The 24,002-nt window shown below is 45.4% G+C and carries 19 protein-coding genes; 5 read left to right on the top strand and 14 right to left on the bottom strand.

Annotated elements, in window-relative coordinates:
• Positions 1 to 34 precede the first annotated feature (34 nt).
• The 4 genes from AC58UX_RS31125 to AC58UX_RS31110 form a co-directional block, all read right to left on the bottom strand.
• Positions 35 to 2,410 carry a discoidin domain-containing protein gene (locus AC58UX_RS31125; protein ID WP_497259955.1) on the bottom strand — a complete coding sequence of 792 codons (2,376 nt, stop codon included), beginning with the start codon at positions 2,408 to 2,410 and terminating at the stop codon, positions 35 to 37.
• A gap of 94 nt (positions 2,411 to 2,504) precedes the next feature.
• Positions 2,505 to 4,064 (bottom strand): extracellular solute-binding protein, encoded by a 1,560-nt coding sequence (locus AC58UX_RS31120; RefSeq protein WP_497259954.1) that lies wholly within the window; start codon positions 4,062 to 4,064, stop codon positions 2,505 to 2,507.
• Positions 4,065 to 4,109: 45 nt separating this feature from the next.
• Positions 4,110 to 4,970 (bottom strand): carbohydrate ABC transporter permease, encoded by an 861-nt coding sequence (locus AC58UX_RS31115; RefSeq protein ID WP_497259953.1) that lies wholly within the window; start codon positions 4,968 to 4,970, stop codon positions 4,110 to 4,112.
• Positions 4,964 to 5,923, bottom strand: coding sequence for an ABC transporter permease (locus AC58UX_RS31110; protein ID WP_497259952.1), 960 nt, complete (start codon positions 5,921 to 5,923; stop codon positions 4,964 to 4,966). Before AC58UX_RS31110 ends, AC58UX_RS31115 begins: the two co-directional genes overlap by 7 nt.
• 264 nt (positions 5,924 to 6,187) lie before the next feature.
• On the opposite strand from AC58UX_RS31110, the gene AC58UX_RS31105 reads away from it, so the two are divergent.
• Entirely contained in the window at positions 6,188 to 8,497 is a 2,310-nt protein-coding gene (locus AC58UX_RS31105) for a helix-turn-helix domain-containing protein (RefSeq protein WP_497259951.1), read from the top strand.
• 98 nt (positions 8,498 to 8,595) lie between these two features.
• On the opposite strand, the gene AC58UX_RS31100 is transcribed toward AC58UX_RS31105, so the two are convergent.
• The 5 genes from AC58UX_RS31100 to AC58UX_RS31080 form a co-directional block, all read right to left on the bottom strand.
• Positions 8,596 to 9,468, bottom strand: coding sequence for a carbohydrate ABC transporter permease (locus tag AC58UX_RS31100; RefSeq protein WP_497259950.1), 873 nt, complete (start codon positions 9,466 to 9,468; stop codon positions 8,596 to 8,598).
• A 28-nt stretch (positions 9,469 to 9,496) separates the two neighbouring features.
• The gene (locus AC58UX_RS31095) at positions 9,497 to 10,372 is read right to left on the bottom strand and encodes a carbohydrate ABC transporter permease (protein ID WP_497259949.1); all 876 of its coding nucleotides are present in this window, start codon (positions 10,370 to 10,372) and stop codon (positions 9,497 to 9,499) included.
• A gap of 72 nt (positions 10,373 to 10,444) precedes the next feature.
• Complete coding sequence (locus tag AC58UX_RS31090) at positions 10,445 to 11,791, bottom strand: extracellular solute-binding protein (RefSeq protein WP_497259948.1); 1,347 nt, start codon at positions 11,789 to 11,791, stop codon at positions 10,445 to 10,447.
• 131 nt (positions 11,792 to 11,922) lie between these two features.
• Complete coding sequence (locus AC58UX_RS31085; protein WP_497259947.1) at positions 11,923 to 13,482, bottom strand: response regulator; 1,560 nt, start codon at positions 13,480 to 13,482, stop codon at positions 11,923 to 11,925.
• Complete coding sequence (locus tag AC58UX_RS31080) at positions 13,479 to 15,275, bottom strand: cache domain-containing sensor histidine kinase (protein ID WP_497259946.1); 1,797 nt, start codon at positions 15,273 to 15,275, stop codon at positions 13,479 to 13,481. Before AC58UX_RS31080 ends, AC58UX_RS31085 begins: the two co-directional genes overlap by 4 nt.
• A gap of 171 nt (positions 15,276 to 15,446) precedes the next feature.
• Between AC58UX_RS31080 and AC58UX_RS31075 the strand changes: the two genes are divergently transcribed.
• From AC58UX_RS31075 to AC58UX_RS31060, 4 genes are read left to right on the top strand one after another with little or no spacing between them, the layout of a single operon-like run.
• Entirely contained in the window at positions 15,447 to 16,109 is a 663-nt protein-coding gene (locus AC58UX_RS31075; RefSeq protein WP_497259945.1) for a helix-turn-helix transcriptional regulator, read from the top strand.
• 23 nt (positions 16,110 to 16,132) lie between these two features.
• On the top strand, positions 16,133 to 17,215 hold the full coding sequence (locus tag AC58UX_RS31070) for an alanine racemase (protein ID WP_497259944.1): 1,083 nt from the start codon (positions 16,133 to 16,135) through the stop codon (positions 17,213 to 17,215).
• A gap of 19 nt (positions 17,216 to 17,234) precedes the next feature.
• The gene (locus AC58UX_RS31065) at positions 17,235 to 18,839 is read left to right on the top strand and encodes an N-acyl-D-amino-acid deacylase family protein (protein WP_497259943.1); all 1,605 of its coding nucleotides are present in this window, start codon (positions 17,235 to 17,237) and stop codon (positions 18,837 to 18,839) included.
• 60 nt (positions 18,840 to 18,899) lie between these two features.
• A complete protein-coding gene (locus AC58UX_RS31060; RefSeq protein WP_497259942.1) occupies positions 18,900 to 19,364 on the top strand; it encodes a RidA family protein in 465 nt (154 codons plus the stop codon).
• Between the two features lie 67 nt (positions 19,365 to 19,431).
• On the opposite strand, the gene AC58UX_RS31055 is transcribed toward AC58UX_RS31060, so the two are convergent.
• The 5 genes from AC58UX_RS31055 to AC58UX_RS31035 all read right to left on the bottom strand — a co-directional run bounded on the left by AC58UX_RS31055 (position 19,432) and on the right by AC58UX_RS31035 (position 23,940).
• Entirely contained in the window at positions 19,432 to 20,571 is a 1,140-nt protein-coding gene (locus tag AC58UX_RS31055; protein ID WP_497259941.1) for a toxic anion resistance protein, read from the bottom strand.
• 33 nt (positions 20,572 to 20,604) lie between these two features.
• Complete coding sequence (locus AC58UX_RS31050; protein WP_497259940.1) at positions 20,605 to 22,290, bottom strand: vWA domain-containing protein; 1,686 nt, start codon at positions 22,288 to 22,290, stop codon at positions 20,605 to 20,607.
• 16 nt (positions 22,291 to 22,306) lie between these two features.
• Entirely contained in the window at positions 22,307 to 23,050 is a 744-nt protein-coding gene (locus AC58UX_RS31045; RefSeq protein WP_497259939.1) for a hypothetical protein, read from the bottom strand.
• A 240-nt stretch (positions 23,051 to 23,290) separates the two neighbouring features.
• Entirely contained in the window at positions 23,291 to 23,686 is a 396-nt protein-coding gene (locus AC58UX_RS31040) for a retropepsin-like aspartic protease (protein ID WP_497259938.1), read from the bottom strand.
• Positions 23,683 to 23,940, bottom strand: coding sequence for a hypothetical protein (locus AC58UX_RS31035; protein ID WP_497259937.1), 258 nt, complete (start codon positions 23,938 to 23,940; stop codon positions 23,683 to 23,685). The genes AC58UX_RS31040 and AC58UX_RS31035 overlap by 4 nt, the downstream gene beginning before the upstream one ends.
• Between the last annotated feature and the right edge of the window lie 62 nt (positions 23,941 to 24,002).

The following is a 24,002-nucleotide window of genomic DNA, read 5'->3' as shown; positions in this document are numbered from 1 at the left end:
ACCTGCGTATTTCCTTAGCAATGATCCCTAATGATTAATACCCGTATACTTCGATTTCCAGAATTCTAGCGTCCTCATACGTCAAATAATCGCAGCCGTCGGTAATGTCTACCTTAAGCTTTGTCGTTGTAATCGGCACAAAGTTAAATTCATTATTTTGACCGCCGTTGTAGGCGTCTATCGTATTATCCACGACTGTTGCGAGCACCTGCCAAGCACTACCGTCCCAATATTGAATGGTAAAGTCCCGAATTTGGGTGCCAGCAACCGTCACCGAACCACTCCAAAGCTTGACGCTACTGACTGTTTTAGCCGTCGGCCAATCCATCTGAAAGACATGAGTTCCTGCGGTATTTGCAGAAATCCAGCGGCTATTGTTATCGTTTTTGACTCCATCCACCGCTTTTGTTTTAGGATAGCTGACATTTGACGAATCTACAGTTAATGTTGCTGACGGAGCTATATTAGTAGGTGTCGGAGGTACAACAGCCGTGAGCCCCGATTCGATCTCGATCCGACTAATCTTCTTGTAAGGTTGACCAGCACCTTGCTCTGAAATTTTCAGATACTTCGTTCCCACAGGAATAGTGGATGAGGAATACACCACCTTAGGTTTGTTATAGCTTCCCGAATAGGAGGTTATGACGGGTGTAAAGCTAGAATAGGTTATCCCGTCTGACGAAGTCATCACACTTACATCGGTTGTATTGTACGAATACGTTTCAATTCTAAACTTGCTCATTTGTTCCTGGGTATTGTATACAACCTCTCCAGGATTGGCATCATTTCTATATAAAACAGCTAGATCATTCCCTACCTCCTTATTGGAGTAACTCTTGGCAATAACCATATTGGAAGAAACCGAACTCATTTTCGATGTATCAAATAAATTGTCTACTAACCATCTCGAGCTTGCCACGACTGGCCCAACTACATTGGAATAGCCCGAAGTGCCGGAAGAATTCTTAGCCTTTACTCTGTAATAATAGGATTCTCCCGGAGCTGTCGACGAATCAGACAGAAGCGAACGGTTGACAATCACATTATCCATGAAATCTGCAGCAATGACCGTCCAAGGTCCACTGCTAGTTGTCGCTCTCTCCACATCGTAGGCGCTTGCATTTGTAGATCCTCGCCATGAAATGTGACCTGTATCAGGGATTGGCAAAAGCACTGGCGGCAATGGAACGTCAATGGCAGGCCTTGTTAATCCTTGGATTTCGTAGGCATGATCCGCCAAAAGTGTAAGTATGTTCTTCTCTGTCGCAATATCTGCAACTCCTATTGTATTGGAGAATCCTGGCCAGTGAAGATCCTCAAAGGATGCGTGATGATAGAAACCGCCCTCTCGAGCATGAAACCTCAGAGCCCACCAGCTTGCGCTGCTGGTTCCCCCACTAATCAACTCATCCAAGAAACTCGACAGCGTGCTCGTGGGCATAGTCATCGCAATTTCTCCCACATTCAGCACTTTTTGATCCTTTGTGTAATTACGCATGGCCGTCAGAGTTTGCACAGCATTCATGCCTGATAAACTGATATAGGTGTGGTAGGATAGCACATCAATATTCGCATTACTCATAACTGTATATCGATTATAAAAAGTAGCAGGCGAGTTTCTACCGTCGATGAATAGATGATTCGCATCGATCCCTTTTACATAATTCGCTAGGTCAGAGACCCATGTATCTAATACACTATCATCGCTGGCACTCAATTCATTGCCGGACTCCCAAGCAAAGATGGCTTTGTCATTTTTATATTGCACACCTGTAAAGCTATTTGTTCTATTCAAAACTTGAGAAATCATGTTTTTAAACTTTAAATTGGTGGCATTTCCTGGTGTAAAAAAGTTCGCTCCATAATCACTATACCCCCCAACATAGGTCCAGTTATCTGTAAATCCAATCGAAGCTCGCACTCCCTCTTGATTGCAATATTGCAGTAATCTATCAAACGCCTTCATGGCATCTTCATTTAAAGTTACGGCTGCACCGGGACTTGCACTATTCGTAGTAATCATTCGAACCGCATTATATGTCGGACTAGAACTCATCGCAAAAACACGAAATACTCTGCCGCCCATTGCCTTGACCGTCCTCACCGCATCCAACAGCTCATCATCCGAGGGGATTCGAAAGCGATCTGAATCATTTCCCATTGGCGAGTAAATGTTAATTAATAGCGCATCAGGAATATTGACTGAGATATAGCGAAAATCAGGTTCAGCAACGTCCTGAACGTTATTGCCATTCAAATCCTCATACAGTTTATCGATGTTTCTTTTTACATAACCATTTACAGTTGCATGTGCTGTAGATTCTGGGAGCAGAGACATTGGGTTTACAGCAGCTGTCAAAGCCATCATGACGAACACGGCAACGACTTTATGACCGATCCATTTCCACATTTGCATAATTGTTAAACCACACCTTTCTAATTATGAATGCAAAAATACAGCAAGGAGATAAAGCTTGCCTTATCTCCTTGAACATGTGTCTGCCTTATTTGATTAAACCCTGATTTTTGAAAGCTTTACTTGCTTCATCCACATATTTTTGCAATTGGTACGTTGTGTTTAAGGTTTTAAGGAACGCATCAAATTCGGATAAAGGACGTTTGCCAAACATAAATTTAATCATTTCTTCATTCTCATAGCGATCCTTATCGGATTTATTCACCCCTTCAGGGATGGCCGAGAAGTTATTGAACACTTTAATATAAGGCTGTTTCACAGCTTGATCAATATACTCTTTTTGCTTAGGAAACTTGGTGTACAGATACGGAAGTTCGTCCCTGCCTGTTAGTTGCAATTGGTACGTCGTTCCAAGCTTAGACATCTCAGGAAGTGGCGTAATTGTCGTGCCTGATTTGGTATAATGAACGCCTTCGTTACCAAACATCACTAAGTTTTGGCCCTCGCCAGCGCCCGTTATATAATCCAAATAAGCTAATGCTCGATCCAATTTCTCCGGTGTTTTTTCCAACGATTTTGGCAAAGCTACACGCCAGTCCGCAGCACTGTCGTCAAACGCGCCCATAAACTTGCCTCCAGGGCCTACAGGAGGATCAATGGCGATGAATTTCGCATTAGGGTTCGTTTCTGTAATTAGTTTAATGTGCTCATCCTTGAACATATCAGACCAGTTCGCATAGATGATACCCACTTGGCCCTTTTGAGCTTTTGTTGGTGCGGCAGTGCCTTTATTCGTCAGCAAATCTGGATCGATGGCACCGTTTGCAAATATATTCTGGATGTAAGTCAGGGCCTGCTTCATTTCCGGTTGTGTGGTGGAGTACATGGCCTTATTGTCTTTAACGATTAAATTTCCAATTGATAGCGATGCGTTAAAATAGCCATAACTAGTTCCAAATGCACCGAAGATTGGCGCGAACGCATCTAAGCCATATCCCGTTAAGCCGTAGGTATCCTGCTTCCCATTGCCGTCTGGATCTTTATCGTGGAAAGCATTAATCGTCGCTGCTAGCTCCTCAATCGTCTTCGGTACAGGCAGCTTTAATTTATCCAGCCAATCTTGGCGGATCATCAGAGCTCGATAAGGAACAGTTGCACGTTTTGGAAGTGTCATCTGCTTACCATCGACTCTCCCTTTGGCTAAATCAATTTCCGTGTAGGCCTTTTTGACATTCGGCATTTTATCTAAATATTTCGTAAGGTCTAGAATAGCGCCTTGCTTGGTAAACTGCATCATCTGATCGTTGGAGACGGTGAAAACGTCCGGCGCATTATTCGATGCGACTCTTACGTTAATTTGATTGACATATTCGTTATTGCTGCCTGGGGCAATGGCATTAAAATCGAAATTAATATTTAATTTTTTGCCGATTTCTCCTTGAAGCGCTTTGTCATCCTCACTTAGTCCAGGTCCAGATACGAGCACACTCAATTTAACGGGAGTGGTTGATTTCTCTGGAGCGCTTGTCGCGCTGGGACTGCTCGTAGCGCCTTCTGTTTTCGCTACTTCACTCTTGGAACCGCATCCACTAAGCACCAAACTTAAAGATAAGCATGCGGCAGCACATAATTTCAACGTTTTCTTCATACGTACATCCCCTTATATTTTTTTCGTGTAGCTATATGTTAACTGCTAACCCTTCACTGCGCCAACTAGCATTCCTTTGGTGAAATACTTTTGGATGAATGGGTAGACAGTCACAATTGGAAGTGCGGTCAAGATGACACCTGCCATTTGAAGTGTCGTTGCAGGAACGGTCTGTTCCAGATTGATTTCAGATGACATTGAAGCATTCAATATATTGCGTAACACCACTTGCAGTGGATATAAGGAAGAATCCGTTATATACATAATCGCATTGAAAAATTCATTCCAATGCATCACACCATAGAAGGTGCTGATCGTTGCAATAACAGGAAGCGACATCGGTAAAATAACGCTGAGTAGAACTCTGCTTTCCGAAGCACCATCTATGCGAGCAGCCTCAATTAAGGATTCCGGAATATTTTCAAAAAATGTCTTCGTAATCAATAAGGAAAATGTTCCTACTGCTGTAGGGATAACCATGGCCCAAACCGAGTTCAAGAGCCCTGTTGCCTTCACGATCAAATAGGTAGGAATAATCCCCCCGCTAAACATCATCGTAAACATGATGAGAAATAATAGCAGTGAGCGTCCCGGCAACGTCTTCTTGCTAAGTGGATACGCCATTAATACGGTAAGCGCAACATTGATGATCGTACCAATTACCGTAACAAAGAATGAAATACCGTAAGCTCTTGGGATGGTAGACGTATTTAAAAATAAGGCATACGCCTCGAAGGTCACTTTTTTCGGTATGATCGCAAATCCGCCATTCTTCAATACTTCGCTGAAGGGAGTCAGGGATACCGCTAGCACGTATAGCAACGGGAACAAAACGCACACGGATAATAGCAGCAGAATTACATAGATTACACTACTAAACAGCCGCTCTTTCCAATTCATTACCATATGCTCCCCCCCGATCGCTTCGCTAGGCTATTTGCCCCAATGACTAGGATTAAAGCAATAAGCGATTTAAAGAGACCTACAGCTGCACCAAGACTGAAATTGAACTGTTCAAGGCCTGTTCGAAACACCCACGTGTCGATAATATCGATTTTTTCATACACCTGGATGTTGTACATCACATAAATTTGTTCAAATCCTGCGTCTAATATCGTCCCTAAGCGTAAAATAAACATCAGGATGATAACATTTCGAATGCCCGGTAAAGTAATGTGCCATATCATACGAATTCTGCCTGCACCGTCTACTCTCGCCGCCTCATATAACGTTGGATCGATTCCCGCTATAGCAGCTAAATACACAATTGCGCCCCAACCTAAGTTTTGCCAGAGGTCTGTTCCTACAATTAAAGAGCGTATCCATTCGTTTGTTGTTAGGAAAGGAACTGCCTTCAACCCAACATCCTTGAGCATCATATTAATAAGACCATCTGCCTCTGAAAATAGGGAGAGACAAATCCCATAAATAATGACCCAAGAAATAAAGTGCGGCATATACAAAATGGATTGAACCACATTGCGAACGTACTTCCCACGAATTTCAGATAATAAAATAGCCAGCAGAATGGCTGGAGGCATCAACCATACCAGCTTGTAAACACTGATCAATAACGTATTAGTCATGATTTGCCCAAAGTAGGGAGAATCATAAAAGTATTTAAAATGCTTATACCAGGGATTCGCCCACGGACTGTTTACGATACCCTCGGTAATATTAAAATCTTTAAATGCAATAATAGCTCCATACATCGGCAAGTATTTATAAATGATAAAATATAGAATTCCTGGCACTAGCATAAAGTAGTGAACCCTATGAAGGTGCATCAACTTTACCAATCGGATTAACGCATTCTCACGCTCACGCACCCTTTCACGATGTACAACGATCTTTTCCATGAAGTCACCTTTCTTCTCGATCTCGCATGCATGCTTGGAATCGATGGATTGCCCTGATCATAATGGATGAATGCATGGTTGAATAGTTCTGAATCTATAGGTGGTTCTGAAATGAACGATTCCTAGGTTCTGCTTCTCATACCCAGTTTGAATACTCACGATTCGGGTTTACAGTCTTGCAATTTAGGCAAGGCGCATCCACAATATATATAGGTAAAATCTATGTGAAAACTTACCTAAACTCACATCTTGGGGGAGCGTCAGATGCTAAAGCTGAATCGCATGCAAGGTTTGTATATGCGAATTTTTTTATTGGTGGCTTTTTTGTTTTTAACGATGGCTAGTCTGTATTCCTACTACTTAACGAGTCAAATTTCAAAATACGCCATTAATGAAGTCAATGACGTTGCTTCTATTAAGATTACACATGTGAAAAACAGCATGGAATTAATCCTTCAACGGTTAAAAATTAATAGCACTAACTTGTATCAAAACCGAAATGTGGGGTATTGGCTCACAACCCAAGAAAGAGATACCTACCTGGATCACTTGGTTGATCTGTCGCTTAACGACTTTAAAGCCTCTGAGCGACTTGTTAAAGATGTCTATCTCTTTAACCCGGCTACTCGAGAAATCCTTGCAGCTAATGGCGGCGCTAGTCCTTTTGATGGATTTAGCGATCAAAAATTTCTGCAAAAAATTATTCAAAAGCCTGAAGGACCTCTTCAATTCACCAAACAAGTGCTGAACAACAATTCAGAGATTATGCTCTTCTTCCCCAGCGAAGACATTAATGTCACCCAACAAGGGCGATTAGCCATTGTATTAGATCAGAAAATGCTTACAGAAGAACTTCTGCTAGGCAACAATGAATTCCAAAGCAAGCTGTTGGTTCTTGATTCGGATAACTCCATGTTAATGGGCGACATCAATCATGACTTTGAGAAAGCATTTCATCAATTTTTAAGCGGTGCCAACGTCAAGAACAATGATCAACCCGTTGATAATGCTGTCGTTGAAGGTTTTGATTGGAAATATGACGGGCAAGAATGGGGTGTTCAATCCATCTCCTTAGCAGGGGATCGTTGGAAATTGTATCTGGTCTCTCCTTTAGGCATTTGGAAAGAAAAACTGTTTCAGCTAAATTTAAAAATCTTAGGCTCTTTTTTTATCATGATTGCTTTCCTATTGGTATTGCTTTATTTTCTGTCCAAACAGACCTACAAACCCTTTGTTGAGGTGCTCCAAAAAATTCGCAACTATTACAATGGAAATAAAGCAATCGAAGAGGATATGTCTTGGTACTCACTTAGTAAAGGATATAAACTAATCCATTCCGGGTTCGATACACTTGTGGACCGTGTCGAGGAACAAGACCGTTCTATTAAAAATAGCGGTCACATTGTCAAAGGGGAACTGCTTCGTCAGTGGATTTCAAGTAACACGATCACCTCCTCGTTGAAGGAAGAGCTTGGGCAGATGATCCAAATTAATCTAGATGAACCGGTTCGATTTGCTGTTTTTCGAATCGAAAATTATAGTAAATTTAACGCAAACTATAGCTTCCAGTCTCGTAAACTGATGAAATTTGCGATGCAGAATATAATTAGCGAGGTTGTCACGAACTATGGTTTAACCTCTGAGTCCGCGGACTTAGGCTCTGACCATATCGTTATGCTCTTCTCTTCACATGAGTGCGAACAACAATCGGAGGCCACCATTGTCAAAATTTTGGAAGAAGCCAAGCTTCAATTACATCGTTGGATTGATATTCCCGCAGTGGTTGGACTCAGTGAATCCACAACCTCTCCTGCCGAAGATATTTATAAGGTGTATCAATCCGCTTACGAATTATCCAAGCTCAGTTTTATTACTGGCGATAACCTTATTTTCAGACAAAGTGACCTCAGTACCATAGTCAAAGAAGGGCAAGTCAGCGGGATGGATATTGACCAGCTCATTACATTAATTCAGTCCATACGTGTTCGGGACAAAGAGGCTGTCCTTAAACTGTTACATACTTTGTTTGAAGAATTAAAAGTATTGCCAGCCAATGAATCCAAATTGCAGCTTACTCAGCTCCTGTTCACTTTGCAGAAATCTTTCAAACAAATCCATGCCCCCCTTACCATGGAAGAGATTGAGCATAAATTAAATGAATTTACGAACCTTCGGGAAGTTCAGGTTTGGCTTGAACAATTACTGCTAAATCTCATGGAAGACATGTCGAATCGTCATGCACAAAAGGAAGAAGTATTCACCGATATCCTAACCTACATCGCCAATCATCTTCATGATCCAATGCTGACCATCGACGATATTGCCCAACATGTCTCATTATCTGTGAACTATGTAAGATTAATTTTTAAAGAACACTATCAATTCTCTGTTTCGGACTACATTCTAGAGAACAGAATTGAGAAAGTGAAAGAATTGCTCTTGCAAACCAATTGGTCAATCGTGGAGATCGCCGCTCAGTCTGGTTTTCAATCTAAGAGCCACTTTTTTACCGCTTTTAAGAAGGCAACTGGGCAAACACCAAGTCAGTATCGTGAAAAGCGATCTCAAAACTAGGGGTTTCGCTTGCGGAAATAATACAAAACAGACCACCATGCAAAGGAATCTGCTTGGTGGTCTGTTTTGTTTGTGTTGCTTTGGCTGAGATAGTGTCCCTACCCCTTCACAGCCCCCGCCGTCATGCCCTTCATAATCTGCTCTTGGAACAACAAGAACACAACGATCGTCGGAAGCACAGCAATCGCTAGTGCAGCCATCGTTAATTCATAATCGGTCATGTACCCCGTCGCGAAGGCAGATAAGCTGAGCGGTACAGTCTTGAGCGCAGGTTTACTAATGAAGACAAGCGCGAAAGCGAAGTCATTCCAGAATCGCAAGAAACCAAGAATCGCAACGGTTGATAGCGCTGGTAAGCTTAGCGGAAGCATCATGCGGAAGAAAATGCCCCAGTAGCCCGTGCCATCAATCAGCGCGGCTTCTTCGATTTCTTTTGGAATACTCACAAGATACGCAGCTACAATGAAGATGGCTAACGGCAGCTCAAATGCGACATAAGGCAGAATAAGTGCCCCGTACGTGTTCAGTAGACCTACTTTTTTCATGATAATAAAGAGTGGTACGAGCGTGCTGTGGATTGGAATTAGCATTCCCAGCAAGAACAATCCGGTGAAAAATACTTTTAATTTGAACTCGAACCGCGCAATAACAAAGGCTGCCAATGCGCCTAAAACCAAGGTTAATACGAGCGATAACACTGTGACCACTGTCGAATTCCACAAGGAGAGCCCCATTCCTGAAACTTTCCAGGCGCGAACAAGGTTATCCCACTTCCAAACGGTCGGCAGCAAAAAAGGCCGGGAATGAAATTCTTCATTGGATTTAACAGCACTTATAAATAACCATATTAATGGATACAACGTGACGATCGCATATAAGGATAGAACGATATTAATGGCGCCGCGTGACCATATTTTACGTTGCTTAGCTCCAGCGGGAAAACCCGTCTGCATCGCTACAACCTGCTTCATAGATGTCCCTCCTGACGAATTATCGATGTTAGCGATAGTCTCGCTTCATTAAATACTGACTGCCTACAATCAAGAGCAGGCTTAAAATAATAATCGCTGTGGAAAGTGCACTACCGAACCCAAAACGATACACATTGAACGTACTATTGTACATATAGGAAGCCAGCAATTCCGTGGAGTGCGCAGGTCCGCCGCCTGTCATGACATAAATCAGATCGAACGCCTTCAAGGAGCCTGAAATACAAAGCACGATGGCAACCTTCACCGTATCCCAAATCATTGGCAGTGTGACGGCAAATAGCTTGCGAACCGGTCCGACGCCATCCAATTGGGCAGCATCTTCAATTTCCGGTGAAATATTTTGTAAAGCAGCAATAAACATAATCATGTAAGGACCAATATAATTCCAGATGATCGGCACCATCAGTGCGAACATCGATACTTTCGGATCGGAGAGCCAAGCTTTCTTCCAGCTATCTAGACCAACGCCATCCAGCAAGAAGTTCAGAATACCGATTTCCGGGTGGTAAATGTATCCCCAGATAATCCCGACAACAACAGAAGACAATACCATTGGCATAAAGACTGAAGCTCGAATGATACGTTGAAACGGTGTGCTGCGCATAAGGAGAAGCGCTAAGATCATCGCGATCGGCACTTGTCCGAAGACGGAAGCGGCTACGATCAGCATGTTGTTTTTAAAAGCTTTCCAGAAAATCGGATCTGTAAATACTTCGATATAATTGTCCATACCAATGAATTTGGCTGCCCCGATACCTTTCCAGTCGAAAAACCCGTAGTACGCCGACCAAAAGAGCGGAACGATAACGAAAAACAAATAGATGATTAAGGCTGGAAGGAGCCCTATGGTAATGAATCCTCTTATTCTTGCGGACACGTTCATGATGCCCCTCCTTGTAAGCTTTTTTAGAAAAAGGGCTCCAGCCGAGCAGAGGCTGGAGTCCTATGTCACACCTTATTTACCGAGAGATTTCGCTTGTGCTTCTTGTACTTTTTTGGCAACATCCTCTGGTTTACCGCCCATCAGAAGCTCTTGAAGTCCGTTGTTCACAACGTCTGCGCTTGCAGAGCTAAGTCTGCCATCGTAGACTGGCGTCATTTTCACAGTGCCCATCATTTTGTAAACTTCCGCGAAGATGGATGTTACTTTCGATGTATCCAACGCTACTTTGTAGCTAACCAGCTGATTGCCTTCCAAAATCGACTTCTGTGCTTCTGGACCAGACAACGCATAGATCAACTCGTAAGCTGCTTGTTTCTTCGCGCCTGTTACCTTTTTACTCATCCCTAGACCTGTTCCAACAACACCGGATAGCGTATTTGGATCGCCTTTACCATTCGGTACAGATGGCAGTACAGTAACAGCCATGTTGGCTAGCGCTTCTTTAGAAGCGTTCGCTGCCAGGTTCGGAAGTGCCCAACCGCCGTCGATCATCATAGCCGCTTTGCCTTGCGCGAACATTTGTTCCATTTGCGTATTATCAATGCTGTTGAAGCCCTCTTGGAAAGCGCCTGCTTTGCCAAGCTGTTGCAGATACGTTAGCGCCTGAACAAATTCAGGATCCGTGAACTTCGCACCGTTTTGATCAACAGCTTTCAAGAACCAATCCGTTCCCGTTACACGGTCGGCCAAGGAACTCAAAATACTGGATTGTGCAACCCATGCCGCTTTGTTTCCAAGCGCGATTGGCGTCACGTTATTCTTTTTAAACGTATCCACCAGCTTCATCAGGTCATCCCAAGTTTTTGGCGGTTGTGCGTTATATTTGTTGAAGATTTCTTTGTTGTAGTAAAGAATGGATGTTGGCGATAAAGCCATAGGTGCCGCATAAGTTTTGCCAGAAATTGTGAAATCATCAAAAGATCCCGGCAAGAAATTGCCTTTCCACTCCGCTTTGCTGTCGAGAAGCTCATTGATCGGTTGAATCAAGTCACCACCGACGAACTCCTTCGTCATAACACCTGGCCACATAACGAATAGGTCTGGCATTTCATTCGCTGCTGCTACGGTTTTAAGACGAGGACGGTATCCATCGGGCGGAATCCCCTGAATATCCAACTCGATATTCGGATGGTCCTTCTTGAATTTTTCCATATATTCGCGCATCGTTTTGGCACGCGTATCTTCGCCCGTATAGTTATGCCAGATTGAAAGTTTAACTTTCTCACCAGGCTTCGCTGTTTCTGTTTTAGCTGGTGCCGTACTTCCCTGCGCCCCGTCTGTCGTTCCACTTGAACCACAACCTGCTAACAACGAAAGTGACATCGCAGCCGCCACTGTAACGATAAATGACTTTTTCATTTGTTGGACCTCCTAATAGTTTCGTAGCAACTAGCTCCTTAATTTGCAAGCTTTCTTCGTTACTCCTTTAGTATAGGGGACATTTCTCTGTACAGGTACGGGAGAGACTTCGGCGCGAAGGGGGACATTTTTCAGTCTTTGCCTCCTTGTCGATACTCTGAAGGGGTTCTTCCTGTGTGCTTTTTGAACTGCTGGGTAAAATATTTGATATCCTCATAGCCCACTCGGCGGGCAATATCGCTCACTTTCATTTGCGTGCTTTGCACAATGTCCGTTGCCAGTTTCATTCGTTCCCGTGTCACAAACTCAATATAGGTACAGCCGGTCTCCCGTTTGAAAACCTCGCTGAAATGGTTAGGATTGATATGGACGAATCCCGCAACCTGCTGGAGCGAAATCGGCTGATGCAAATTGTCCCGAATATAGGCAATCGCCTTATGGATGTACGCATACTTATTCTGATCAAGTCCCTGGTGATAAATGCTCATGATCGCTGACAGCACCTTGAATACTTCTTCTTCTGGACGCCCCTCCCCCTCTAGCTTGGAAAGGACGCTTAAGGCGGACATATCCTGCTGAGCCGTGCTCGCTCGCTCTAACCAACGATGTCCAGCTACCACCATGGACTGTAAGTATCCCTGAACGGAAAGCGGCGTTGCCGCGGCATCCTCCAGCTGTGCCCGTACCTTCTGATTGACCCAATGTCTAAGGTCTGTCGCATTATCATTCATAAGAATCGCGGCAAGCTCCGATTCCTCTTTCTCCGTGCAAACCGTGCGACTCCCACTGCGTTCCCGAATATCTTGCGATGTGTAAAGCCCTGCCGAACCAAGCAGCCCCTGATAGGCGAAAACGTCCTTAGCTGTCCGAAAAGAGGCACGAAGTCCCTCATCGTCAAATGCAACAGGACCAAGCGCTGCGAATACAGAGCATTTGAGTGTATCCGCGACACGTTTCAATGCTTCGTTCAGCCCTGCCGTATCGGTCACCCCCTCCTCGTAGCGAACAACGACGACGAAATGATCCTTACTCATCAGCGTCACACAAGGGAGAAGCTCGTACAGCATATTTTCCGCAGCACCTTGCAGCAGATTAGCGAAGGTCGCCCATCCGGAGCATGCGACAAGAAGCACCTGTCTGACGTGCCCTTCCCCCGTGCTTTCACCCGCCGCGGTATCGACGCCTTTTTGGCGAAACCACTGGTGCAGCTGGGTCCGTGCCTCTTCATCATCGCGCAGGCCATGATTCAGCGCTCGTTCAAGCAATTGGGAGCGCAGCGCAGCCTGCTGGAGGTTGTCCTTTTTCACGGACTCCCATTTATCCATGATGTTCTGCTTCGCTTTTAAAGCTGCTTTAATGATCTCCTCTGGACGGCTTGTCTTCAGCAAATAGTCCGTTACACCGCCGCGCAACGCCTGTTGGGCATAGCTGAAATCATCATAGCCCGTGAGAATCACGATCTCTGTATCGGGCAATATCAGCTTTATTTCCCGGGCAAGCTCGATGCCATCCATCCCCGACATCCGAATATCAGTCAAAACAATATGCGGCTTCTCATGCGGAATGCGCTCTAAAGCCTCTTCGGCCGAAGAAGCTGCAGGCAGCAGCTCCAACCCAAGCTCTTTCCAGTCAATAACGGTACATAGCCCCGTTCGAATAATAACCTCGTCATCCACAATCAAAATTCTCATACCGACGATTCTCCAATCTCACGAGGAATGGTAAACGTAATCCGTGTGCCTGTCCCAATCGTACTTTCTACGACAAGACCTGCCCCCAAGCCATAATGCAGCAGCAGTCTACGGTGCACATTGATGAGTCCATAGCTAGTCACAACCTTCTTCCTTTCTTCATCTGCTTCACTTCGAATGCCTAGCTTCTGATTCGCCTGCGCCAATTGCCCCAAGATGTCTTGCAGCTTGGCCTCATCCATACCCATCCCCGTATCCTCGACCACAAATTTCATATCAAGCTCACGCAGCTCGCCGTGCACATAAATGTGTCCTCTCGTTTTCTTCTTCTGAATGCCGTGAATCAGGCTGTTCTCAATCAAAGGCTGAAGCAGCAGTTTCAGCATCACATTTTGAGTCATCTCAGGGTCAATAAAGAACTCAATCTCGAACTGTTCCGGGAACCGAATCGCTTGAATATAGCAATAGTTCTGTGCATGGGAAACCTCCTGCTGAACGGTGCAGAATTCTTCTCCCTTATTTAAGCTAAAACGCAAAAAGTCACTAAGCGCGCCAACCATCTCGGCAATTTGTCGATCCTTATTCATCAAGGCAATCCAATGGATGGACGACAAGGTGTTATATAAAAAATGCGGATTAATCTGTGCTTGCAGCGCCATAATATCCGCTTCCTTCTTCATCGCCTCATTGAGCTGGACTTGATCCTTCAGACGGCTGATCCGATCACTAAGCTTGTTATAGCTATGAACGAGCAAGCCAACCTCATCCACACTTTTCACTTCTAACGTCGGAATCATTTCATCGGGATTCAGATCTTTTAAATATTTGGTCAATTTCATCAGGGGATTCGTGACCCATCGTAAGAAATAAATGACCAGCCCCATCGCCAGCAGGAGCGCAATGATGATTGTGACAGCTGTTACGGTCAAAACGAAGTTATTTTGCTTCTGGTAAATCTCCGTCGGAATGAAGCCGACCAATTTCCAGCCGATCCGCGGAAGCCCATTGTAGAGAACGGTATACGGGTGCATCCCATCCAGCACATTCGTTACACCGCTCGTTTCCGATAGTCCCTCCAGGTTTGGGAATATATCAGCCATGTTTTTCATGAGCCACTTCGGATCGCCACCAGCAAGAATACGATTATTCGCGTCGACTAAGACGACAAAACCGCTTGTTTCCCAACCAGTATCGGTCAAATAATGCTCAATCTCCGATTGATCTAGAGAAAAGGATAACGTGCCTAAGTTTTTGAACAGGTTAAAATCCCGAATGGGCCTAACCAGTGAAATCACCTTTTTTAAACCATCAGAGGTTTGGATTTCATAGAGGGGTGACCACCATTTAGGCGCTGATTTATATACCGTCTCGTACTGTTGCAGTAGCGGTGCTAAGCCTGAATTCGTGATGCTGGTTGTAAATAAAGCAGGGTTACTATTCTTCGGTGTAATCGTAATGTTGGCAATATACTTTTTGGAATAGGATAAGTTCCATAAGGTCCCGATGAGCTGCGAATACAGGTTGATATCGCTTTCTTCTTTGCCTAAATACGACTGGACATCCCGCTGACCGATCAGGAAAATCGAACTATTCTCGACATCCTGTATAACGAAATCGAGTTTATCCGTCATTTGCTTCAGGGTATTCATCCCTGCTTCCTTCGCTTTCTCCTCCGTCACCGAGGTTGCAATCCGGTAGGATACGGTTCCCATTGTAAGCAGCGGCAAAACGACGGCGAATAAAATAAGCAATGAGAGCTTACGATTGAGAGATTTGGCAAACCACCGCATCATGGGAAATCCTCCATTCTTTTCTCTTACCATGATCTTTTTAACATAATATCATGAGCCCCCCTGGAAAATCATACTTTTTTTCAGTCTAACAAACTTTTTGTTTGACAACTAAAAAGTTTGTGTTACTATTTTGCTCAGAATAACCTTTAACCTGTGAGGGGGATAACCAGCATGGAATCGATTCACGATGAATTCGGATTTTTGAGCGATCTGGTGACAGGGCTTGCTGCTCAATTCGGCGAGAACTGCGAGGTCGTACTGCATGATTTGACAGGCTCTTACGAAAGCACCATCGTCGCCATTGCGAACGGTCACATCACTGGACGCAAAGTTGGAGATCCCGGCACGAATCTAGGTCTTGAGTTGCTGCGAGGCAATCATGTAAACGGCAACAAATTCAACTATTTAACACAAACGAAGGACGGCCGCATTCTGCGCTCCAGTTCGATGTATATGAAAAATAAAGCAGGCAAAATCATCGGTTCCCTGTGTATCAACATGGACATTACGGATCTGATGGTGGCCGAAAAAACACTGCAAAACTTGATCAACCCGGCAGGCCAACCTGCTGAAGTGAAGGAATCGTTCGTCACAAGCGTTAGCGACTTGCTCGATGCCCTCATTCAGGAAGCGCAAGAGGTTGTCGGCAAGCCCGTCGCCGTTATGACCAAAGAAGATAAAATGCGGATGATCCAGCTTCTTGACGCCAAGGGTGCTTTTCTGATTAAAAAAGGCGGCGAGAAGATTTGCACGTATTTAAACATCTCGAAATATACCCTATACAGCCATCTGGAAGAAGGCAAAAGTAACGCGAAAGAGAGTGAATCCCTATGACCATCTCCTTGGAAACCCCTTGTGTGATCATCGATACGGACATCATGACTCGCAATATTCAAACGATGGCCGACCGGGTCAAGGGGCATCGCGGTGTGAAGTTAAGACCGCATGCGAAAACGCATAAGCTCCCTGCCGTCGCTTTGCTTCAAATCGATGCTGGCGCCGTCGGCATTACTGTCGCTAAAGTGTCTGAAGCTGAAGTGATGGCGGCGCATGGCATTCATAACATCTTCATCGCGTATCCGTTGGTGACGGTGTCTAAAATTGAGAGAGCTATTCGCCTTAGTGAGGAAATTGAGCTCATCGTTGCTGTGGATAGCTTGGCTGGCGCTAAGCTCATGGAGCAAACTGCTGCTAAGCTCGGCCACTCGCTGCAGGTTCGGTTAGAGATCGACACCGGGCTGCGCAGAACCGGTGTGCCGTATGAAGAGGCCGTCGCGCTTGCCACGGAGATTGCGGGGATGCCGCATCTGCGGCTCACCGGTATCTACACGTTCCGCGGCGCTCTGCTGGCCGGCAAGCCCACGCTCGACGTGGCAGCCGCCGGTCTTGAAGAGGGCCAGCTGATGGTCGCGCTGGCCGAACGCCTTAGAGCCGCTGGCATCGCTATCGCTGATGTCAGCGTAGGCTCTACGCCGACGGCTTTGTATGCCGCGGCGGTGGAAGGCGTGACGGAGGTTCGCCCCGGCACCTACGTCTATCAAGACCGGATGCAGGCGCAGCTTGGCGTCTGTGAGCTTGAAGACTGCGCCGGCAGCGTGCTCGTCACCGTCGTGAGCCGTCCGTCCGCGGATCTGGCGATCGTCGACGGCGGCAGCAAAACCTTCGCCACGGACGTGCAGCCAGGGACGAATCCCTTGCAGCTGCGCGGCTTCGGCCATATTCATGGCCTGGAAGATGCCCTTCTCGTGCGGATGAACGAAGAGCACGGCATGGTCGAGCTTGGCCCGCTGGCCCAAGCAGCCAACCTGCAAGTCGGTGATCAGCTGCGCATTATTCCAAATCATATTTGCAGTACCGTAAACCTGCACAATCATGTTGTGATGCAAACTGGAGACACATTTGAACGCTTGCCTGTGCTCGCACGGGGCATGCTGGAATAAATTTTGGAGGTGCAGCATCATGTTGGATCTACTTTTGAAAAATGGTCGCATCGTCGATGGCACAGGAAATCCATGGTTTGCTGGCGATGTCGGCATTCAAGGTAATCAAATCGTCGCTGTAGGTCAGCTTCATGAGGAAGCCACGCGGGTCATTGATGTGAACAAACAAGTGATCTCACCTGGCTTTATTGATGGTCATTGCCATTCCGATCTGATGATTTTCGATTACCCGCACAGTGAAATCAAAATGCGTCAAGGCGTAACAGCCGAAGTCGTTGGCAACTGCGGTCTTGCTCCCGCTCCCTTCGTCCCTTCTCAAGCTGAATTGCTTCAAAGCTATGTTCAGCCGGTGCTTGGTCAGACCAAATGGCAGTGGCCATGGGAATCCGTTGCCGAGTATATGGATGCGGTTGCCAATTCACGTCCATCCGAGCATATGGCTACTTACGTTGCTCATGGGGCATTGCGTATTGCCGTGATGGGCTTCGCGAATCGACCAGCAACCGGACCTGAAATCGCCCAGATGAAGGCTATGCTGGAAGAGGGCTTGCGTGCTGGAGCGATTGGCTTGTCCATCGGACTCTTGTACGCCCCAGGCAGCTATACCAGCAAAGAGGAAATCGCTGAGCTATGCTCCGTGCTGCCGAAGTATAACGGTCTTTTCTCCACGCATATTCGCGGTGAAGGAAACAACTTACTGCCTTCCGTCAAGGAAGTCATTTGGATCGCGGAGAAGGCTGGCGTTTCGCTGCACATCTCCCATCTCAAAGCCGCAGGCAAGCGCAACTGGGGGCAAATCAACGATGCGCTGGAGCTAATTGAGGATGCCCGCTCACGCGGCATGGACGTCACTTGCGATGTGTATCCATATAATGCAGGATCGACTTCATTGACCACAATCCTTCCCCCTTGGGTACTTGAAGGCGGGATTGAAAGCGCGCTGGAAGTGCTTCGCGATCCTTCACTTCGTGCCCGTGTTCGTGAAGAATTGAGCCACGAACAGACGACGTGGGACAACCTGGTCTGCTCCACAGGTTGGCAAAGTGTGTTCCTTTCCGCTATGCATACGGAGACCAACCGCCATCTCGAAGGCAAACACCTTGCCGAGATCAGCGAAATTCGCGGGCAGCATCCAGCGGATTGTATGATGGACTTGCTTTTAGAAGAAGAAGGCCGCATCTCCATTGTGTACTTCCACATGTCTGACGAGGATGTACAGCAAGTTGTTGCATACGATAAATCACTGATCGCCTCAGATAGTCTCACTTGCGATACAGGCAAACCGCATCCCCGCTTATACGGGACGTTCCCTCGGGTGTTTGCGAAGTACGTGCGTGAGCACCGCATATTAACCTTGGAACAAGCGGTACGCAAAGTAACTTCGTTCCCTGTGTCACGCTTCAAGCTTGGTAAGCGCGGATTGATCGTGCCTGGCTACATCGCCGATGTCGCTGTGTTCAATCCAGATACCATTCAGGATCATGCAACATTCGAAAATCCGAGACAATATCCGGATGGCATCTCGCATGTCGTGGTGAATGGCGCCCTTTCATTGACCGGTGGTCAACACACACATGCGCGGGAAGGCAGCTTCATTCGTGCACAGCATTGCTGCCGACACTAAATTTTAGCCCGTACATTAAAATTAAAAATTAACTTTAACTTTGACTTGGAGGTCATTTATATGTCCGTTATTGAACAACGTTTGCAAGAGCTTGGCGTCACACTTCCCCCGTCCCCAGAAGCGCGTTTCACGTATCTCCCATGTAACCAAACAGGGAACCTGATCTACTTGTCCGGTCAAGATTGCCGTATTAACGGTGAGCTGATGTATGAAGGTAAACTCGGCCGTGAAATCACAATTGAGCAAGGTCAAGAGGCAGCTCGTCAAACGATCATCAACTGCTTAGCAGTTATGAAAGGCTATTTAGGCGACTTAGATCGTGTAGTCAAAATCGTAAAAATGCTCGGCTTCGTCAACAGCGCACCTGGCTTTGGCGACCAGCCTTATGTCATCAATGGCGCGTCTAACTTCCTCGTTGAAATCTTTGGCGAAAATGGTAAGCATGCCCGCTCCGCTATCGGCACTAGCGATCTGCCTTTCCACACACCAGTGGAAATTGAGTTGATTGTTGAGATTCGCGACTAGGCCAGACGCATCCCTCAAAATAAAAGCAACCCCAGACTTTACGAAGTCCGAGGTTGCTTTTGTTCCATTACAGACCCACCGCCGCTCCCTTTTCCAGCCGTAAAATCTGTTTTTCCCCCGTTTCCGCTAATTCACGGAATTGGTTAATCGTTTCACGCATTTTCGGCAGCGCTTCTTGCTTGTAGGTACTAATTGCATGCAAAGCTTCGAAGCTGTCAGCGAATGCTTTTTTGAGCGAATCGGCAGAAATACTAGCCTCAATCGCACCTTTATGTATCTCGACACCCTGTTGCTTCAGCATCTGCCCCGTATGTTCAATGAACGTATTCGTTGTTGTATACAAAGCATTGAGCTGTTTCAGTACCACCTTTTGATTGACCAATGCACTGGCAGCCGTAACGGCTACCCGCAACGCCGCTACCGTCACTGTGCTTGCCCGATCAACCCCTCGGATAAGCTCCTTATTATTTCGGATAACGACCTCGAAGGTGATAAATCCTTGTTGATTGACCGCCATCATGGCTTGCATATCCAGTGTCCTCTGACGAAGTGGGAACAGTACCTCTTCTGTAATGAATTTGATCTTCTCAGGGTCATCATTTCTTGCTTTGGCGAGCGCGATTTGTTCTTCGATGGTTTCATCCATATAGGAGACCAGTTGAATTTCTTTGCGAAGCTTTTTCGTTAGATCGCGAAGCGCGTGCTGTTCGAGAAGAAGTGTCGTATTGTCGTCCCTCAAACCTACTTTCCCTTTATTCAGCGTCTCCATAATCTCGGCAATGACCACATCTGCTTTATCGAACTGATGAAAGTAGGACCTTACTGGGTTAAAAAACTTCCCTAAAAACCCGCGTTTGGCGAAGTCGAGCCCGCTTGGATCGAGATCCTTCATTTGTAATTGCAGCTCGCCAAGTCCTTTGGCCACGATGCCTCCCTCATCCCCAGACTTCGAAAGCTTCCCTATCGTGACTTGAAGTAAAGCATTCTTCTGTGAAGATGCTCGCATCGTCTCTATGCCAAAGTTTTCTACTGCTGCCAAAATATTTTTTCGTTTCTCCAGCGAATCGAGATCTATTTCCATGATCGTTTGCACATTCTGATCCGCCTGCGCTTTCAGTTTAAGGACTTCCTCTGGAACTGGCTTCACCTGCTCCTCTACAACGGCCTTAAGCTCTTCAACTCCTGTAATATCCAATGAAAATGACATGCTGGCTCCCCCCTAATAGACAGTATGTTAATCCTACATCTGAACGTTAAGCAGGTTACTTATTTTATAAACGACATCATCGGTGTCCGCATTAATACTTGCTGCTTCATTAATACTCGAGATACTCTGAAGCGCCCCAATATCAGCATTATAACCAATGGTGTAGACAGGGATTTGATAGGTTTCAATTAAGCCTCGGATGTCTTTCAGGGAGTGCCCTGCATTCGTCTCGCCATCGCTTAATACGAAAATAAGCGGCTTCACATTAGGCTCCACAGCCATGTAATCCTCTAACATTTTCATCGCGACGACTATGGCATCGAAGGTTGCAGTCCCGCCGCCTGCTTGCAGACTATTCACGGTACCTACAAATAACGATTGTTGATTCGTATCATATTTGGCGATGGGAAGATTGATCGTCACCCCGCTCGAATAGGAAACGAGTCCGATTCTATTTTCTTTGCCTAAATTTTTCTGTCCCTTGAGCAAGGATTCTTTCAATCGGCTAATCGGTTTACCGTCCATACTGCCCGATACATCCGTGACGAAGACCGCTGCAATCGGCTTGCTGCCATTCTTCTTTTCCTTCCAGACCTTTTGTGCAGAAGAAAGTGTGCTTCCATCTATCGCTGCGAGTTCGCTTTTATAATTTTCTAGCCCATTAAACCCTTTATCCGTGGCCATTTGTTGATATTTCGCCTGTTTAACAAATTCCGCAAATTGTTTAATGATATCAAGCTTTACAAACGGCACATCACCTACGGCATAGAGCGGGCTATCATGGCGATAGCCAAAAGGTGTAAAGACATAATCCTTCGTAAGCTCTGGTGCATTTTGAAAAGTTTGGTATTCCAGCACGAAACCATCCAGCATCCCTGACTTAGCGGCATCTCGCATTTGAATCGTTGTAGACGCGATAAACGGTACGTTCGTTTGGAATTTTTCAAAGCCTTGAACAGCCTTGTCGCTAATGGGATTTTTATTATCAAATGTACTTAATGCCGTTACCAGAAAATTAAGTCCAGTCGAGCTCGCAAACGGGTCTGTGTAACCCATAGCAAATTCATTATTTGAAATAGCTTCCGTGACCGTATTTACATTGATGGATCCATACTTCGCAACGAGAGCATCATACTTTTTTTTAGAAATGACGATGCCTGGCACATTACCTACAAGACGGTTCGTGACCAGCTGTATTTTCGGGCCGCCCGCTTTGATCATCTCGCCCCATAATTCGTTCGAAGGGGTAAAAGCATCGGGCACATATTTCCCCGACTTGATATAATCCGTCGCCGTTCCAGAAGCAATATTGCGAATTTTAACTGATGCAGCTTTCCCATTCACAAGAATGTTAGCTTTATTAAATTCATTCGCAACGTCCGTTAACCAACCATCCACGCCACTACCCGACTTCTCCGTCGATGAGAAGATTTCCACAAAATAATCCGTCGTGTTATTCACGGTAATCGGAAATTTTGAAATATCCGGCAAGGACGAAGCCACATCCGTCGGATTAATGTCGATCTGGCCTTTGACCGGCGTTCCGTTAGCCACGGAGATTTTCTCATAAATCTTCTTCAACTGCTTAGCGGCATTTTCCGCAGTAACTTGAGTTGGGGATTTTCCTAAATTGGTTGTGACAGATACGCCCGCATACACCCCGATAAATACAATAACCACAATAAAGAAGGAGACAAAGAAAAACTTCGTTTTATTCATGTTTTGAGCACCACCTCTACTGTTTGTAGAATTGTGTCTGCTTGATTAAATCATCAATCTCTTGCATGCCCGGCATTTGTCCAATATCACCAATCTCCAAGCTATCCAGTCGGGAAATTTCTAACAGCAACTTATCCAATTTGAGCAAAATCTCTTCATTCATATGTAAGGAGGTTGTAATGAACGAAATATGTGACTTATACACGGTTCTTTTTTCTTGAAGAAGCTGTGGGGACAACGTACTCGCGCTCTGTTTGGCGATACTTTGAAACTCGTCTTCATCGAACACACGTAGACGGTTTATCATACTCCGTATATTGTGAAAAAATAACTTCTCCACCTCTTGCGTCGTAGCAGCAAACTTTTGAAAGCTGAGTCCACTCGGGTCAAATCTCTGGATGAGTACACTGCGCAGCGTCTCTTGTTTTTTGCGCATTCGCTCCAATTGGTGCACAGCAAGCGCGACTTCCTGCGTTAAGGGTTTCACACCTTTGAATGGTTTTAACGCACCCTCTAAATCCTCAGGACTCTTCATCTGTTTGACGGGGAGTTGAATGGTTCGCTTCATTAATACGCTATGAATGCCAAATAGCAAGACTAGCGTGCTCGCGAGCAGAATCGATACCGTCAATGCCGTCTGCAGTGCGCGATTGCCGATCGCGATCCCTAGAAATCCTGGAGAAAGCACAAGAATATCAAACACAACGACCCCACCCGTAATCACAAACAATTTCATGATTTTATTTGCGGTTACAATCAAAGGGAATAACTCCTCTCTTCTGGATCTCAACTCCCCGAGTTCACAAGGTGACCATTATTCGTTTCTTGTTACCGTACAAAGTATGCTGATATAGGATTATATGCAGGACACACAGGACATATCTGCTTCTTCTTAGGTATTGTGAAAGGAAAGATGTCCTTGAGCCGTTGCAGAATGACAAAGGGCTGTCCATGGAAGTAGATGAATCTACTTCAGGACAGCCCATATGGTGTTAGGAAATTATTCATTTATGTGATCAATGGTAAAGACTTGCTTTGTTGTCGTATCTATAATTAAATTCGCAGTTTGGATAAAGTCAAATCCAAGGATTCCATCAATCTCCATACCGTAGTCCATATTACCGACTTCAACTTGAAAATTATTTAAGGAAATACCATCAAGGAAGATAGCCTCAAAATTCTTTGTATACACATATTCAAAGCCACCTACGCCTCGAATCGTATCAAGGATATCATCGGATTCAGGGATAACACCAATTCTCCCAACTACATTAGCATTAAAAATAGTACTCGCCGATCCCGTATCTAACAATATTTTCTCCAGAAATAGTTTCTGTCCACGAAATTGAATGCTTGCAGTTACAAAAGGGAGACCGAAGTGTACATGATACTTCATCTTGGTCCTCGTATTCCAACGTAGCGTTCACGGGCTACTAGAGTTGCTCTAGAAGTATGAAAAAAACAATACTCACGTTGAGGATCTTGCCTGTGCAATTCACTATATCGACGCATTGCTGCCATGGAGTCATTAAACTTGTCAATGACCACAACTTCTTCAATATATCGACTACCTTCTTCCGAATGTGCCTTCGTTGCTTCTAATACAACCCATTCATTAGGGAACCTCTCTTGCACTTCTTCCCACCGCATCCCATCACCTCCAACCCATATCCGTACAATAATTATATCATGAATAAATCTTCTATCGAAGC

This window comes from Paenibacillus sp. J22P90, from assembly GCF_059692195.1.
The sequence above is the reverse complement of the archived record's forward strand: the minus strand, read 5'-3'. Positions and strand labels throughout refer to the sequence as shown.

What these genes read in the sequence shown, in the direction of transcription:
- AC58UX_RS31100 (WP_497259950.1), bottom strand. Translation starts at nt 9,468, where the DNA reads ATGAAGCAGGTTGTAGCGATGCAGACGGGTTTTCCCGCTGGAGCTAAG.
- AC58UX_RS31065 (WP_497259943.1), top strand. Translation starts at nt 17,235, where the DNA reads ATGTTGGATCTACTTTTGAAAAATGGTCGCATCGTCGATGGCACAGGA.
- AC58UX_RS31075 (WP_497259945.1), top strand. Translation starts at nt 15,447, where the DNA reads ATGGAATCGATTCACGATGAATTCGGATTTTTGAGCGATCTGGTGACA.
- AC58UX_RS31085 (WP_497259947.1), bottom strand. Translation starts at nt 13,482, where the DNA reads ATGAGAATTTTGATTGTGGATGACGAGGTTATTATTCGAACGGGGCTA.
- AC58UX_RS31095 (WP_497259949.1), bottom strand. Translation starts at nt 10,372, where the DNA reads ATGAACGTGTCCGCAAGAATAAGAGGATTCATTACCATAGGGCTCCTT.
- AC58UX_RS31050 (WP_497259940.1), bottom strand. Translation starts at nt 22,290, where the DNA reads ATGAATAAAACGAAGTTTTTCTTTGTCTCCTTCTTTATTGTGGTTATT.
- AC58UX_RS31035 (WP_497259937.1), bottom strand. Translation starts at nt 23,940, where the DNA reads ATGCGGTGGGAAGAAGTGCAAGAGAGGTTCCCTAATGAATGGGTTGTA.
- AC58UX_RS31115 (WP_497259953.1), bottom strand. Translation starts at nt 4,970, where the DNA reads ATGGTAATGAATTGGAAAGAGCGGCTGTTTAGTAGTGTAATCTATGTA.
- AC58UX_RS31120 (WP_497259954.1), bottom strand. Translation starts at nt 4,064, where the DNA reads ATGAAGAAAACGTTGAAATTATGTGCTGCCGCATGCTTATCTTTAAGT.
- AC58UX_RS31125 (WP_497259955.1), bottom strand. Translation starts at nt 2,410, where the DNA reads ATGTGGAAATGGATCGGTCATAAAGTCGTTGCCGTGTTCGTCATGATG.
- AC58UX_RS31080 (WP_497259946.1), bottom strand. Translation starts at nt 15,275, where the DNA reads ATGATGCGGTGGTTTGCCAAATCTCTCAATCGTAAGCTCTCATTGCTT.
- AC58UX_RS31055 (WP_497259941.1), bottom strand. Translation starts at nt 20,571, where the DNA reads ATGTCATTTTCATTGGATATTACAGGAGTTGAAGAGCTTAAGGCCGTT.
- AC58UX_RS31105 (WP_497259951.1), top strand. Translation starts at nt 6,188, where the DNA reads ATGCTAAAGCTGAATCGCATGCAAGGTTTGTATATGCGAATTTTTTTA.
- AC58UX_RS31040 (WP_497259938.1), bottom strand. Translation starts at nt 23,686, where the DNA reads ATGAAGTATCATGTACACTTCGGTCTCCCTTTTGTAACTGCAAGCATT.
- AC58UX_RS31110 (WP_497259952.1), bottom strand. Translation starts at nt 5,923, where the DNA reads ATGGAAAAGATCGTTGTACATCGTGAAAGGGTGCGTGAGCGTGAGAAT.
- AC58UX_RS31060 (WP_497259942.1), top strand. Translation starts at nt 18,900, where the DNA reads ATGTCCGTTATTGAACAACGTTTGCAAGAGCTTGGCGTCACACTTCCC.
- AC58UX_RS31090 (WP_497259948.1), bottom strand. Translation starts at nt 11,791, where the DNA reads ATGAAAAAGTCATTTATCGTTACAGTGGCGGCTGCGATGTCACTTTCG.